At 51.1% G+C, this 13,690-nt stretch carries 14 protein-coding genes and 2 pseudogenes; 10 read left to right on the top strand and 6 right to left on the bottom strand.

Going from position 1 to position 13,690, the window contains the following annotated elements; all coding sequences use genetic code 11:
• The first annotated feature begins 35 nt into the window (after window positions 1-35).
• From OC597_RS20665 to OC597_RS20645, 5 genes are all read left to right on the top strand, one after another.
• Entirely contained in the window at window positions 36-1,049 is a 1,014-nt protein-coding gene (locus tag OC597_RS20665; protein WP_261285717.1) for a TRAP transporter substrate-binding protein, read from the top strand.
• Between the two features lie 24 nt (window positions 1,050-1,073).
• On the top strand, window positions 1,074-2,945 hold the full coding sequence (locus OC597_RS20660) for a TRAP transporter large permease (protein ID WP_262210313.1): 1,872 nt from the start codon (window positions 1,074-1,076) through the stop codon (window positions 2,943-2,945).
• A gap of 24 nt (window positions 2,946-2,969) precedes the next feature.
• On the top strand, window positions 2,970-3,731 hold the full coding sequence (locus OC597_RS20655; RefSeq protein WP_262210311.1) for an SDR family NAD(P)-dependent oxidoreductase: 762 nt from the start codon (window positions 2,970-2,972) through the stop codon (window positions 3,729-3,731).
• A 68-nt stretch (window positions 3,732-3,799) separates the two neighbouring features.
• Window positions 3,800-4,837: a LacI family DNA-binding transcriptional regulator gene (locus OC597_RS20650; RefSeq protein ID WP_261425655.1), complete on the top strand. Its 1,038-nt coding sequence runs from the start codon at window positions 3,800-3,802 to the stop codon at window positions 4,835-4,837.
• A 103-nt stretch (window positions 4,838-4,940) separates the two neighbouring features.
• Entirely contained in the window at window positions 4,941-5,363 is a 423-nt protein-coding gene (locus OC597_RS20645; RefSeq protein WP_262210308.1) for an HIT family protein, read from the top strand.
• A gap of 35 nt (window positions 5,364-5,398) precedes the next feature.
• Here OC597_RS20645 and OC597_RS20640 read toward each other — a convergent pair whose 3' ends face one another.
• The gene (locus OC597_RS20640; protein ID WP_012004591.1) at window positions 5,399-5,635 is read right to left on the bottom strand and encodes a DUF4282 domain-containing protein; all 237 of its coding nucleotides are present in this window, start codon (window positions 5,633-5,635) and stop codon (window positions 5,399-5,401) included.
• 144 nt (window positions 5,636-5,779) lie between these two features.
• Here OC597_RS20640 and OC597_RS20635 point away from each other — a divergent pair, with 144 nt between their 5' ends.
• Window positions 5,780-6,367 carry a histidine phosphatase family protein gene (locus tag OC597_RS20635; RefSeq protein WP_262210306.1) on the top strand — a complete coding sequence of 196 codons (588 nt, stop codon included), beginning with the start codon at window positions 5,780-5,782 and terminating at the stop codon, window positions 6,365-6,367.
• A gap of 65 nt (window positions 6,368-6,432) precedes the next feature.
• On the opposite strand, the pseudogene OC597_RS20630 reads toward OC597_RS20635, so the two are convergent.
• Window positions 6,433-7,153 (bottom strand): annotated as a pseudogene (locus OC597_RS20630) (helix-turn-helix transcriptional regulator).
• A 702-nt stretch (window positions 7,154-7,855) separates the two neighbouring features.
• Here OC597_RS20630 and OC597_RS20625 point away from each other — a divergent pair.
• Complete coding sequence (locus OC597_RS20625) at window positions 7,856-8,026, top strand: hypothetical protein (protein WP_262210304.1); 171 nt, start codon at window positions 7,856-7,858, stop codon at window positions 8,024-8,026.
• 50 nt (window positions 8,027-8,076) lie between these two features.
• Here OC597_RS20625 and OC597_RS20620 read toward each other — a convergent pair whose 3' ends face one another.
• The gene (locus OC597_RS20620) at window positions 8,077-9,213 is read right to left on the bottom strand and encodes an HlyD family secretion protein (protein ID WP_085115256.1); all 1,137 of its coding nucleotides are present in this window, start codon (window positions 9,211-9,213) and stop codon (window positions 8,077-8,079) included.
• A 5-nt stretch (window positions 9,214-9,218) separates the two neighbouring features.
• Window positions 9,219-9,542, bottom strand: coding sequence for a DUF3302 domain-containing protein (locus OC597_RS20615; RefSeq protein WP_261259824.1), 324 nt, complete (start codon window positions 9,540-9,542; stop codon window positions 9,219-9,221).
• Window positions 9,543-10,103: 561 nt separating this feature from the next.
• Between OC597_RS20615 and OC597_RS20610 the strand changes: the two genes are divergently transcribed.
• The 3 genes from OC597_RS20610 (at window position 10,104) to OC597_RS20600 (ending at window position 11,273) form a co-directional block, all read left to right on the top strand.
• Window positions 10,104-10,406, top strand: a complete 303-nt coding sequence (locus tag OC597_RS20610; protein WP_262210299.1) for a hypothetical protein — start codon at window positions 10,104-10,106, stop codon at window positions 10,404-10,406.
• The gene (locus tag OC597_RS20605; RefSeq protein WP_262210297.1) at window positions 10,403-10,777 is read left to right on the top strand and encodes a hypothetical protein; all 375 of its coding nucleotides are present in this window, start codon (window positions 10,403-10,405) and stop codon (window positions 10,775-10,777) included. Before OC597_RS20610 ends, OC597_RS20605 begins: the two co-directional genes overlap by 4 nt.
• A gap of 232 nt (window positions 10,778-11,009) precedes the next feature.
• Window positions 11,010-11,273, top strand: coding sequence for a hypothetical protein (locus OC597_RS20600; protein ID WP_262210296.1), 264 nt, complete (start codon window positions 11,010-11,012; stop codon window positions 11,271-11,273).
• 340 nt (window positions 11,274-11,613) lie between these two features.
• Here OC597_RS20600 and OC597_RS20595 read toward each other — a convergent pair whose 3' ends face one another.
• The gene (locus OC597_RS20595; RefSeq protein WP_262210294.1) at window positions 11,614-12,930 is read right to left on the bottom strand and encodes an McrC family protein; all 1,317 of its coding nucleotides are present in this window, start codon (window positions 12,928-12,930) and stop codon (window positions 11,614-11,616) included.
• A pseudogene (locus OC597_RS20590) lies at window positions 12,930-13,592 on the bottom strand (AAA family ATPase); the annotation flags it as partial. The pseudogene OC597_RS20590 and the gene OC597_RS20595, both read right to left, overlap by 1 nt.
• Between the last annotated feature and the right edge of the window lie 98 nt (window positions 13,593-13,690).

Raw genomic sequence — 13,690 nt, 5'->3', positions numbered from 1 at the left:
GCATCGCAGGCTATCTGCGATCGGGAGCCAGGCTGATGAAATCACTGACATGCCGCTTAACGCCGCGTCTGTTTATCACGCTGTTATTTATGCTGTTTATCTTGCCACTGCGCGCCAATGCAGCCGAAGTTAACCTGCGGGTCTATTCATCGCTGCCCGATGATGGTTACTCCGCACACGCCATCTGGTTTAACCGCTTCAAACAGAATCTGGACCAGCGCCTACCGGGCAAAATCACCCTCAACTATTTCCCCAACGGCATGCTGGGCAAAGAGGCCGATGCCGTCCAGCAGGTGCGTATTGGCGCGATCGACATGATGATCTCCGGCACCTCCATCTGGGGCACGCTGGTACCGGAAATCGGCGTGCTGGATCTGGGCTATCTGTTTAACGATAACTCGCAATTAGGTCGGGCGCTGGATGGCCAGGCGGGCCAACTGTTGAGCGCCATGCTGGCCAAACAGAGCAACATCAAGGTACTGGGCTACGGCTTCAGCCTGGGCGCCCGCAACATTTACAGTAAAAAGCCACTGCAGTCGCCGCACGACCTCAACCGAATGAAGATACGTGTGCTGCCGGCACCCAATTTTATCGCCACGCTGAAAAGCATGGGTGCCACGGCGATCCCGATGCCCGGCGGTGAAGTCTACTCCGCGCTGCAGATGGGGGTGATCGACGGCGTGGAGCATGACGCGGCCACGGTCTACACCAGCAAGTATTACGAGATCGCCAAATACGCCACGCTGACCCGCCATATCTACAACCCGATTGTCGCCACCATCAGCCAGGCGGCGTTCCAACGCATCCCGCAGCCGATGCAAGCCGAGGTGTTGGCGGCAGCCAGCGAAGCCACGGTTTATGAACGCAAAATCGCGGCGGAAAAAGAAGCTCAGGCGATGGAAAAACTGAAAGCCGCCGGCGTGACCTTTACCGAAACCGACCGCGACTATTTCCGTCAGCAAACTCTGCCACTTCAGGCGGCGTTTAGCGGGAAATATCCACAGGCCAAAGCGGTGCTGGATGCCATACATGCCACCGCGCAGCCGTAACGCCCCTCTGGCGGAGGATTTGCTATGACCCTTCCTGTAACCCTTGAAATGAGTGTGAAAAAAGTGGCCATCCTGACGCAGTTAAGCCGCGCCCTGACCCTGTTTACCGCCTGGGGTGGCGCACTGGCGCTGCTGATCAACGTGGTGGTGGTGTTCGCCTCGGTGATTTGGCGCTACGCGCTGCACAGCCCGATTGAATGGGCGGAAGAAGTGGCACGCGCGCTGATGGTGACGCTGGTGTTCTTCGGCGTCGCCACCTCCACCGGGCGTGGTCGGCACATCGGCGTAGATCTGTTCCTACGCTGGGTGCCCGCGGGAGCCCGACCCTACGTGGTGCATGCCAGCCGTTGGGTGCTGGTGCTGGTAGCTTTGGGACTGACGGTCTCCAGCTTCAGCCTGGTGGGTATTTCACTGCCGCAGACCACCGAACACGGCCTGCCGCAGGCGATCTTTGTGGTGCCGGTGTTTATCGGCGCGGCGGTGATGCTGGTCAGCGCGCTCGATCACGCCTGCCAGGCACCGTTGAAAGTGGTGCTACTCAGCGCCGCCGCCGTCGCTCTTCTGGGCGCCGCGGGTTACCTCAGCCTGCATATCCCGCTGGGGTTTAGCTCACTGCCCGCCGCGCTGATGCTGGCCTGCTTTATCCTGGGCATCATCTCGGGCGTGCCGATCGCCTTTACCCTCGGCATGTCGGCGATGGTGTTCTTCCTCAGCGATCCGTCGCTGCCGTTCGTGTTCTTTGCCCAGCAGGTGACCGCTGGCGTCGACCATTTCGTGCTGCTGGCCATTCCATTCTTTCTGCTGGCCGGTGCGGTAATGGAGGTCAACGGCATGTCGTCACGGTTGGTTGAGCTGATCGTCCGTGGCATGGGACGTTATCGCGGTGGCCTGCACATGACCACCATTGTGTCGATGGCGTTTTTCTCCGGTATTTCCGGTTCCAAGCTGGCGGATGTCGCCACGGTCGGCGGCGTGCTGATGCCCGCAGTAAGGCGAGCGCGCCAACCGGCGGCAGAGTCGGCCGGAGTGTTCGCCGCCTCTGCCATCATGGCGGAAACCATTCCTCCCTGCGTCAACCTGATCGTGATGGGCTTTATCGCCAACATTTCCATTGGCGCACTGTTTATCGCCGGACTGATCCCGGCGCTGTGCCTGCTGGTATTGCTGCTGATTGCCGCCGTGATCTTCGGCAAACGCATCAACGTCGATGACGCCTACCCGGTGCGCATGCCGACCCGCCAACTGCTGATCGGGGCTGCCGTCGGGCTGGTGATGATTTTGATGATCGGCAAGGGCGTGGTGGCCGGTATCGCCACCTCCACCGAGATTTCCGCCTTCGCCGTGGTTTACGCCATCGTGGTCGGTCGGCTGGCCTTTGGGGAACTGACCCTGAAAGCCACCCTGAAGTTGTTTGTCGATACTGCGGCGCTAGCCGGCATGCTGCTGTTTATCGTTGCCTGCGCCACCAGTTTGTCCTTCGCCCTGACCATCGAGATGATCCCCCAGCAGTGCGCACAGCTGCTGGTCGCCATCGGCGCGGACTACGGCCCGTGGCTGTTCCTGCTGTTGTCGATTGTCATCCTGATGATCTTCGGTGCGGTGCTGGAGGGCGCTCCGGCGCTGATTATCTTCGCCCCGATCCTGGTGCCCATCGCCACCCAGCTCGGCTTTAACCCGCTGCACTACGCCATTGTGATGATTCTGGCGATGGGTTTCGGTTTGTTTTCTCCACCCATCGGCCTGGGTCTGTACACCACCTGCGCCATTTGCGGTGTGCCGATGCAGGACGTGATTAAGCCGATGGCCAAATACCTGCTGATCATACTGCTCGGCATCATCGTTATCGCGCTGTTCCCGGCGCTCACTACCTGGCTGCCCACGCAGCTGGGTTACTGATTTTCTCAAGCAAGGAGTCACACCATGTTCTCTGATTTAACCAACAAACGCGTGTTGATCACCGGTTCCACCGCAGGTATTGGTCTGGCGACCGCCGCCCTGTTCGCCCAACACGGCGCCAAAGTGGGAATAAACGGCATGCGCAGCGAACCACCGGCAGAAATTGCCACCTTCCCCGGTGAATGCGCGTTCTTCTCGGCCGACTTATCGCGCTCTGCCGGCTGCGAAGCGCTGGTCGAAGCCTTTGTCACCCGCTTTGGTGGCATCGACATTCTGATCAATAACGCCGGTGGGCTGGGCGGACGCAACGGCCTGGAAGCGATAGACGACGAATTCTTTGACCGGGTGATGGACCTGAACTGCCGCTCGGCGCTGATGGTCACCAAATTCGCTATCCCGCACCTGCGCGCTTCGGCACGCGAGAGCGGCGCTACCGCCAGTGTGATCAGCACCGGTTCCATCGCCGCACGTGAAGGCGGCGGCATCGGTGCCGGTCTGTATGCCAGCGCCAAGGCCTGGCTGCACAACATTCACCGCAACTGGGTGAAGGAGTTCACCCAGGACAACATCCGTTTCAATATCGTCTCACCGGGCAGTATCGACACCGCCTTCCATCATGGCAAAAGCGAAGAAGTGCTGGGCAAGATGTGCGCCTCGATCCCGATGGGCCGCTTTGGCCGCAGCGAAGAAGTGGCACCCACCTACCTGTTCCTGGCATCGCATAATTGCAGCGGCTACATCACCGGACAGATTATCGACGTCAACGGCGGACAGATCGCGCCCTAAGGGTCTGTGACTCACTTTCGAGCGCGTGCTAAAGTCGCGGTAATGGGTTAATGCAAAACGGGAATGTGATGGCGAATATACGTGATGTGGCACGTCATGCCGGGGTTTCGGTCAGTACGGTTTCCAACGTGCTGAACGGCCGGGTCGATCAGATGCGCAAGGATACGCTGGCCCGTATTGAGCAGGCGATGGCGGCGCTGCAGTACCAGCCGAACCGCGCGGCGCAGCAGCTCAAAACCGGACAGGTCAAAATGCTCGGCCTGCTGGTGCCTTCGATCGTCAACCCCAGCTTCGCTGCGCTGGTGCGTGAGATTGAGCTGGCGGCCAAGCAAAACTACGGTTACCAGGTGCTGCTGGGTGATACCCATCGCCAGCAGGAAGAAGAGATCCGTTTTCTCGACGATCTGCTGGCATTAGGTATCCGTGGCGTGGTGGTCGCCTCCACTTTTTACGATCGCCCCCATTTCCGTGACGCCCTGAAACGCGGCCTGGTGATGATTAACTACGATGAACGCACCCTGACGGCACCGGATGAGGAGGCGCTGCCAATCGACAGCGTGTCGATGGACAATAGCGCCGCCGGCAACATGGCGGCCCAACATCTGATCGCCCAGGGCTGCCAGCGTATCGCTTTCGCCACCGCCTCCGGCATGACCAGCAGCCGCGCCAACAAGATTGCCGGTTACCGGCAGGCACTGGAGGCTGCCGGGCTGCCGGTCAGGGTGATCGAAGGTAAAGCGCAGTTCGCCTACGGTGATGCCGAAATGGCCGAGTTGGGGAAAACGCTGGCCGAACAAGTCTGCCAGAGTGAACCACGGCCGGACGGTGTGGTGGCGCTGAACGATATGCTGGCCATCGGCATGATTTCTGCCTTCCAGCGATTGGGGGTGCGGGTACCGGAGGATATTTCGGTGGTCGGCATCGATAACATGTTTCTGTCCGAACTGTTCAATCCGGCACTCAGCTCTGTGGCCCCCCCGCTGCGCGAGATGGCAGTGAAAATTGTCGATCGGCTGATCGGCCGGTTGGAAAACCCGGAACTGCCAGTTGAGGAGTTTTTATTTGCCCCCAGCCTGGTACGCCGCCAGTCGGTGATTAACTCGTAGCCCCGGCGGGGCCGCCGGTCCCGCTCTCTTTAACACTGAATACCTGGCTGCGCTAACGCGCGGCGGGGTTTCGCTGCGCCCAAAACCGCAGCAGGAGAATAAAATGAATCATGAATCTTGTGTTTACTGCCATCCGACCGATGAGATCGTGCTGTGGCAAAACTCACAGTGCCGGGCAATTTTTATCGCCGACAGCCCATTTCCCGGCTGGTGTCGGGTGGTGTGGCATGAACATATCGCCGAGTTGAGTGACCTGCGTGACGACCAGCGCAACAGCATCATGGCGGTGGTGGCACAGATTGAGGCGCAGTTGCGCCAGTTGCTGACGCCAGCAAAGATCAACATTGCCAGTCTGGGCACCGCGCTGCCGCATTTGCATTGGCATATCGTCCCGCGTTACCTCGACGACTCGCATTTCCCGGAGCCGGTCTGGAGCCAGGCGCTACGGGCACCCACGACGAAAACATTGCCGGATAATTTTATTGAGCTGATGCGGGAACGGCTGGCGTTAACGTTGGGGGAATAACAGGATGCCGGGCGATGCCCGGCATTTTTATGGCATTACGGCTTTTCGGAGATTTTGCGCAGATATTCGTTATTTTTAAACGCAATAATGATCATTTCAAAGCAAACGCGAGTAAACACGCCACCGATGATGATCGCGAACAGACCACGGAAGAACTCACCGTAGAACATCGCCCCAATCCCGCCAACAATAATGCTCAGCAGGCAAAGCCAGTAGACACCGGTGATGATTTTCGGTGTCAGCATCGCATCAAAAAAGAAAATGTTTTTCATTGTAAATCCTTCCTTAGGCCAGTATTTAATTATCCCAGAGGCGCCGCATCGGTACGGTATGCCTTGTTGTCACGCCGGTTATGATAGCGAGTAACGCGGCGAAAAGCGCACAGAAATCAGCAAGCCATTACATAAGGGTTGAGGATGTTTAACAAAGTAGCTCACAAAACACTCGGCGGTTTGGCAGCGTTGCTGCTGTTCAGCCAAAATGCACTGGCGCAGGAAACGCTGATCTTTGTGCGACATGGGGAAAAGCCGGCCAACAACAGCGGGCAGCTGACCTGCAAGGGGCTGAACCGCGCGCTGGCACTGCCAGACGTACTGCTGAGCCGCTACGGCAAGCCGGACTTTATCTTTGCCGCCGGGCCGAAAGAAAACAAAACCGGCAGTTCGCTGCGAGCGCTGTCGACCATCATGCCCACCGCCGTGCGTGTGGGGTTACCGATCGGCATTCAGTTCCACGCCGATGACATTGCCGGGCTGCAACAGGAGTTGCTCAGCGATAAATACCAAAACGCACGCATTTTCATCGCCTGGGAACACAAGAATCTCGATAAGGCAGTGAAGAACATCGTGGCTGCACGCGGGGGCGACGCCAATTCAGTACCCAGCTGGCCGGGTAGCGATTTCGACAGCGTCTTCGTGGTCACGCTGGATCAAGGCAAGGTGTCATTCAGGCAGGAAAGCGAAGGGTTGACCGCGTTGGCGGAGACCTGTCCTTCCGCAGGATAAAGCTAAACTGCCTTCGGCTGGTTCGGTGAGATGACATAAGGGAGTCTCTCCGGGCCTGACTCATTTTATCTGACTGCTGACGACGTCATAAGCCCCAACTCAACACCCAACCGAATAGCCTGCCGGGCGTTACTGACGCCAAGTTTAACCACAATATTTCTCATATGAAACTTCACCGTACTCAGGGAAATACTGGCGATGGCGGCAATCTCGCCATAGGTTTTCCCCATACTGGCCCAATACAGCACCTCATTCTCCCGTGGGGTAAAAATGGTTTTTTCCTTATCCGCATGATGCTTCCGCTGGCTGGATGAGACCGACCCTGCGAGACGATACATTTGTTCATTAATATCGATCAGCAACATTTGCATGGCTCCGCGATCGGATGAGATCCGCTTTTCCAGATCCTCCTCTCCATTGCCGCCGAGGATGACCGATAATAACGCCAGACTATTCATAGAGTCGTGCAACACAAAGGTGAAGCCGTTAACAATGTTGTAGCGCCTGGAAAGGCAAAAAATCTTATCTGACATCAGGGTGATATTTTTGTCCCAGACAAAGGGCGAGCTACGCTTGAACGCAGTCAGTACCACCGGGTCAGTGAGCTGGAAATTGTTGGTGCGGTAAAGATCTACCCATTCTTCAGGATAGCTGGAAATAATAAGCACATCTGACGGATCTTTTTTTCTAATCACCGTATAGGCGAATTCAGGGGGACAACTTTCGGTCGATATGTCCCCTGAGCGTTTCCGTTATTGTTTGATTTTCACTGAAGGAAGAAAACATACGGGCTCCATGGCAGTCTGACTGGGTCCATTTAGTGAGAAAACCTGCACTTATGTAGAGGTACAAGCTGCACTTAAGTTCAGGTTATGAATCAGGCACTCTGTCTTATAATGAACCGCGTTAGGCGAAGAGTAAAAATTTGCTCGGTAAGATCAGGTAGGCCACTCAGCCAACACCAGGGAAACTTTCCGGTCAGACAGAATAGACAAAAAGTCACTGCTGGCCGGGATCCTCAATTTAACACTGCTAATTTACCCTTTCAAATTCACCTTCGCCAGGGCCGCAGGCCGTCTACCCGACCTTATTGGGTTGCTTTCTGTGCCAGACAAGCGACGTCTATTGTATTGTCACCGATAACTTCGTTGTTCAGGGGTTAGGGAATGACTGTATGTTGGGCCGGCTTTGTATTTTCCATTTCAACACTCCATTAATATAACAACTCTCCACTTAATAATAAACAATTTAAATCATTAAAAAATTGATATAGAAATAGAACACTATCACACTGACAATATAAGTTTATTATATGTTGAAGTAATTCACGGCGAAAAACATGTAAAATCAAATAATAGACACTTGATTTTACTAATAACAAACTAATGCTTTGTATTTAGCTTGTGGGATTGAATATATACGAGAACCTGTAAATATCTTTCTTAGCGGGGCCAAGGGTAGCACCGCACTGATTAAGGAAAGATCATCATGGCTAAATCCCCTATCGGTACCACAGCCTCTACCGGGCACAAGTGCCCTGAAAGCGGCGTCTGGACGGTTGTTGGCACACCATCAACCACCGCCCCCATTGCTAAAGGCAATACCATGCCGCCCTATAATAACCAGGCTGTTACCTGGCGATTAATGCAATATACCTAAGTTGTAAGTCACTAAGCCGCCTCCTCATGAAGCGGCTTTGTTATACTGAGTTAGTGATCCAAATACAGATAGTGCATCCAACTGGTCATACGCAGCAGGACTTTGCGCATTACCGCCACATGGGTAAAGTGATCGGAGTAAACGGCCACCTGAGAAAAAATGCCGTCAGGCAGTTCGTCAATTTCACTGTTGGGCGCCAGCTCAATCACGGCCAGAACACCGTCGCTGCCGGGCGTCATGCTCAGCGATTGCAGTGTTCCCTGCGCCTGATATGATCCGCCGGGCACCACCGGAAGAATTCTTATCAACTTTCCTGGGAAGACCTGGCCGGGAAACGCATTAAACACCACTTCGGCCTCATCACCGGCTTTCAGGCGCAGCAACGAGTTTTGTCTGAACTGAGCAATAATCTGGCGTTTTTGCTCAGGAATAAACACCATGACCGGGCGCAATGGCAACGCCGCGGCATAGGTACCTGGGCGGATCAGCACTTGGGTGATGTAACCGTTGCTTGGGGCTCGAATCACCGTTTGATCAAGATTATATTTGGCCTCGGCTAACTGTGCCCTGAGGCTAACGATTTGAGATTGCTCCCCGTTAATCACACTGTCTAACTGACTTTTTATTTGCGCTTGTTCAGCGACCGAACCTTTTACCAGCGCATCCTGTGCCAAATAGTTCTGTCGGGCGTTATCGATATCACTTTCTGAAAATGGGTTGACCTTGGCCTGACTGCCTCGGACATAACGTTGATAGTCTTTATATAACCGATCGCGTTCTGCGCTAACCCGAGAAGTGTTGGCAATAGCTTCATCCAACTGCCCTTTGAGCACCTGAGTATTATTAATCGCGGTGACCAGGTCGGCCTGAAGTCTATTAACCCTTGCCTGGTAGCGCACCGGATCTAATTTAAACAGCACTTCACCTTTTTTAATTAATACGTTTTGCTTATCGGTTACTTCGCTAACGATGCCTGTCACCTGCGGAGTAATAGGGATAGAGATCACCGCTTTCTGCGCCAGGTAAGTATAGGGGTGGTTGTAATTCATTAGCAGAATTAACGCCCCAATTAAAAATACCCCGCCCAATGCAGCCGTGGGCACCGTCCATTTATTGACTGGAATTTTGAAAATTTTAAATATCGACCAGGCAAAAGCGACATACGTCAGGATAATGAGCAGGTCCATGGTGGCTACTCCGAAGGAGGCGTTTTATTTTCAACCAGTTTCAACTCCAGCTCCGCCACACGTTGCTGTAACTGTGCGAACGATGCCTCCTGACCTTGCATACCCCAACCACGCTCGGGGCGGTATAACGTAGCCCATATCCATAAAAACGGCCAGATCACATGCAGAGTAAATAAACTCACCCAGCCCGCGACATGGATAGCATCGGCATGCGGATGGTTACGTGCCTTGGCAATAAGATAGGGAATATCATGCAGAATAATAATCCCATAAAAAATAATGAGAAAAACCAGAATAAGTACACCCAATGCAAAGTAATTAAGAAACATAGCTGCCTCTAATTTACGGATCCAGTGTTCAATGGTAAAGATAGACGCGTTTTTAGCTCTTTGTGCTAAAGCTGGTGAAGTTTATTTTCACCAGAAATTTATTATCTGCCATTAGTTAGAATTAAAGCAGTTCTGCACTGATTTTTGGGGTTTTATGGAATTTACAGAAACTGTCAGGATGAACATCACAGGAGTCGCATTTGATAGCTAGAGCTATTGAATTTACTTAGTTTTATCGTGTTGGATTTTGGTTAATGCCCCCTATTGTGCCCCCAAATGATTTTGCTTGTGGGGAGCGGGGCATGGAGGCTATTTGTTGGTGCTGGTGTTCCACTGTAGTTAACCGGCGATATCCTTTTCTCCCACAGCTGCTTTAAGCGGCGCTGCTGCTCGGGAACTTCATGTATTCAGACTGCGCTTTCTCATCTGCCACCTCCTTAATGCCGACGCACAAAAATTACAGCTTTTAGTGTTCTCATGAACACTAAAAGCTGTAATTTGTTGATTTTTGGATTGGCGAGTTGTAAGGTATATGTAACTTTAAAGCTTAGGAATACCGGTGTGTTAAAAACTCCCTCACAAACCGCAGAGCTGATCCGCACTTCTATGGAAAAGCGTAATGAAGAGAAGCCCATAACCCGCTTTCAATTGTCTCTAAAAGGCATCGGGGTACTAGCTGGGCGCGATGTTGTTGATCAGAATTATTTGATGATGCTCGCTTCAGAATTAATCGTCCGCGGTTGGTGTATCTTTCAGGTGAGTCATACCAGTTACAGCCTTATCCGCCATGAATCTGCCTCTAAGTTCCGTAAGCTAAGCAGTGATCAGATTCTGTCCATCATTAATGAGGGGCTCTCAGAATGAAAAAAGTATTCCATTCACTGGTGTTTATGGTAGCTAATTTCCGGGACTTTAACAGCATAAAGGATTTCGCCAACTTCGTTAGGCGTGTCAATATGGAACTGCAATCCAACGGCTTTAGAGGTAACAAAGGACTCACAGATGATTTTTTCAGTACAAGGAAAGAGTTCGTCTGGATATTCGATAGCAAGGATAAGCGGGATATGGCTCTCAAGCGACTGAGGGCAATATTCAATAACATGATATTGAGCACCATGAAGACAACAACCACAATGTCTTCTTCCCGTGCAACAAAACGCAAATCTATCCGCAGCCCACGGTTGTCCGTCACATCGGAACCTAAATGGCAGCGTATGGTTTCTCGGTTTGTTTGATGGGGCAGCCGATATAATGACTGCAGATTGCAGCCGAACCCAAGCGATGTGTGCCGTTGCCGCTAGGAGTACGCAGAGTGATTAGAATGGTCTAGCATAAAGCATCCAGCCACCGGACTGGTTGCTAGCATACTGAGGTTGTTTTTACAGGGATATTTACCCCTATGAGAATAGCCTTATATTAAAGAAGCTTAATAAGCTTGATTGTAAAAGTAAACATGGAGTTAATACGATGGCTGTTTTTATATGTGACAAAAAAACATTGATGCAGATGAATGCTCTTAATCATTTCCAATCAGGTAGCAATAAAAGCCCTGAACTTGCTGGATATGACTATTTAGTCAAAAGTAATAACGGACAAATTATTAGTAACATACAGGCAAATACAGCCCTTGATGAAATTGCTTTTTATACAAATTTCAATCCCAGCACTTCAGGATGGGATATAACATGTATTGAAGTAAAAGACACATCTGGTATCATTACAATTTATTGATATTTATTTAATATGAGTAATAGTCGGAGTTCAAGCCGTTATACAACATACTGCCAATTGAGTGAGTACTATATACTTAAATTGGCATTAAATTTCGCTGAATGGTGTAAAACTGTCCTTACTTGTTTTACAATAATTAGCATAACGTGGTGTTTGCAACGTCCGTTTCAGCACAAAGCCGTCCGTTGGAAAGGCCTTGGATAGGAATGCACGAGAAGCGAACGTTCGCGCTTTCAACTAATGATCACTTTAGTGGTCTTGGATATGTCTACATCCCGCAGGGGGTTGTCAGCTGCGACATAGACTGAAATCTAAAGCTTAGGTTCCTGAAATACATCTTTCATACGCATCCTCTAGTATTATCTGGCCTAGTGAGGTCCGGGAAATATTCCTGCCAGCTACCTGGAAGCAATTTCTGACTTTCCAGACAAAAAGGCACAGCCCAGACAGCTAATGTTTTTGAATAACAGAAAGGGGGCAATGCCTGATTAAAGGCCATATGCCGTGGGTAAATTAACATCATATCTCCCTGTCCATCTTGATACTTATGCCCATAAGCAAACATTTGATATAAATCGGATTGGGCAATATTGTATTTTTCATCACTTTGATAGGCCGACTGGTCAACGAGCTTCCACTTAGTATCTAGGGTCTGATCACCATGCTGTGTTCTCAGCAACAGATCAGGCTTAAGCTGAAACATGGCTTGAGCCCCCTCTCCATTCGCCACTGTGTGCTCAACCAGATATTCCATGCTTGCATGTGATATCAATTGACTGTGGCTAGGTAGCTGTTGTTTGAGCGAAACCTCAACATATTTTTCAAACAACTTTTCCATAGGAAATAACAGTGAAACGCCTTTGTGGTTACCTTGCTGAAAATTCGGGTTCATTTTCTCAAGTATTAACTCGCACCAAGGTCGTACGTAGTCATATGCTTGCATCAGCTTACTACTGTTCCAATCCTTCATTCCACGCTGTGGCATAGTCTCCGCAGAAACTTCATTCATACGATGAGAAAGTTCATTAGATAAGCGCCAGTTTTCACTGTTTTTACAGATCGCCAACACATAGATCAGCGCGGTTTTTAGCAGACGATTTTCAAGCCGATTGGGAGAAAAGACATCATGGTTAATATGAAGCAGATGCTGTCGCGCTGGAGACTGACGTTGCTGGCGCTCTATCCGTAATTGGCCACGAATAAAGCGGCTTTCTTCTTCAATCCGGCTATAATCAAAACGTAACCCTTTGCTGACTAGTATTTGCAGTTCAGACAAAAACTGGCTGAAGATCCATTCGTGCAAAGGCTGATCCATCCGCAGCAGTTCAGCTGGCCCAGCTGTATGCGGTTTAATAGCTAAAGTGGCCATAAGCATACGTTGCAGTATTTTCCGCGTTTGTAGCGGGTTATCTGCTCCTTGACTTGTCTTTGGCAGAATCTCAATCCCTGCGCCATCCGGACTTTGTAGATAGCCTACATAACTGCCCAATTTAAGCGATCGATGACCATCAGACAGTACAACCGGCTCCGTTCCTTTCCAGCCCGAAGCTAGGTCCTGTAGCCATTCAAAAGTTGCAGGTGTGATAATCGCGCAATCCAGAGAAGGCGTTGCATACTCATCGGTGGTTAGCCGAGCGTACTCGCGAACCTTAATCATTAGTTGGCAGCTCCGCCCTTTGGCATAATTCCCTGATATGCGGCAGCGTTTGTGAAAGCATCGTGGTTTATCCTGTATCTGCGATCGTTCAATTGTCTCGCTATCGCATTGGGAAATAAATCTTCGATAGTACGTTCAATACTTCCTATTTGGATAAATCTATTTTCAGGTGCTTTTCCAGGATCGTTAAGCACCCATCCAATACGCTCCCAATCAGAAAAGAAATATTCTTGTAGCAATGGGATAATACGCTTTGTGAAAATATCAGCTATCAGTCTTGTTTTCTCATCTTCAGATCTTACTCCCTTGAGAGGCCAGAAATAGGCATGCCCCAGTGTATGATCCCGATCGAGTAAAACCTCTATTCTCTGGTTCATCACTGTAAGCAAATCCCCAATATCTATACCAAATATCGATGTGCAAGCCAGCAACTGAGGTTGGGGCATGAGTTCGATAAATTCGAAACGGCGGCGCAATGCAAGATCGAGTTGAGCTAAAGACTTATCTGCAGTATTCATGGTTCCAATGACGTATAAGTTATCAGGAACTGTGAAGGCTTCTTTAGAGTAAGGCAGTATGACAGAGCGCTCATCGGAGGCATTCTTACGTTTATCTGGTTCAAGCAACGTAATGAGCTCTCCAAAAATACGGGAGATGTTGCCATGTAGTGGTCAAGCAAAACTGGCCACGGCTTTAGAGTTTTTCCAGAACAATCGTTCTGATTCATTCGGCGTCAAACCACCATTATATTGATGAGGTC

This window comes from Serratia proteamaculans, from assembly GCF_946227095.1.
In the GTDB taxonomy this organism is placed as follows: Bacteria; Pseudomonadota; Gammaproteobacteria; order Enterobacterales; family Enterobacteriaceae; genus Serratia; species Serratia proteamaculans_E.
The sequence above is the reverse complement of the archived record's forward strand: the minus strand, read 5'-3'. Positions and strand labels throughout refer to the sequence as shown.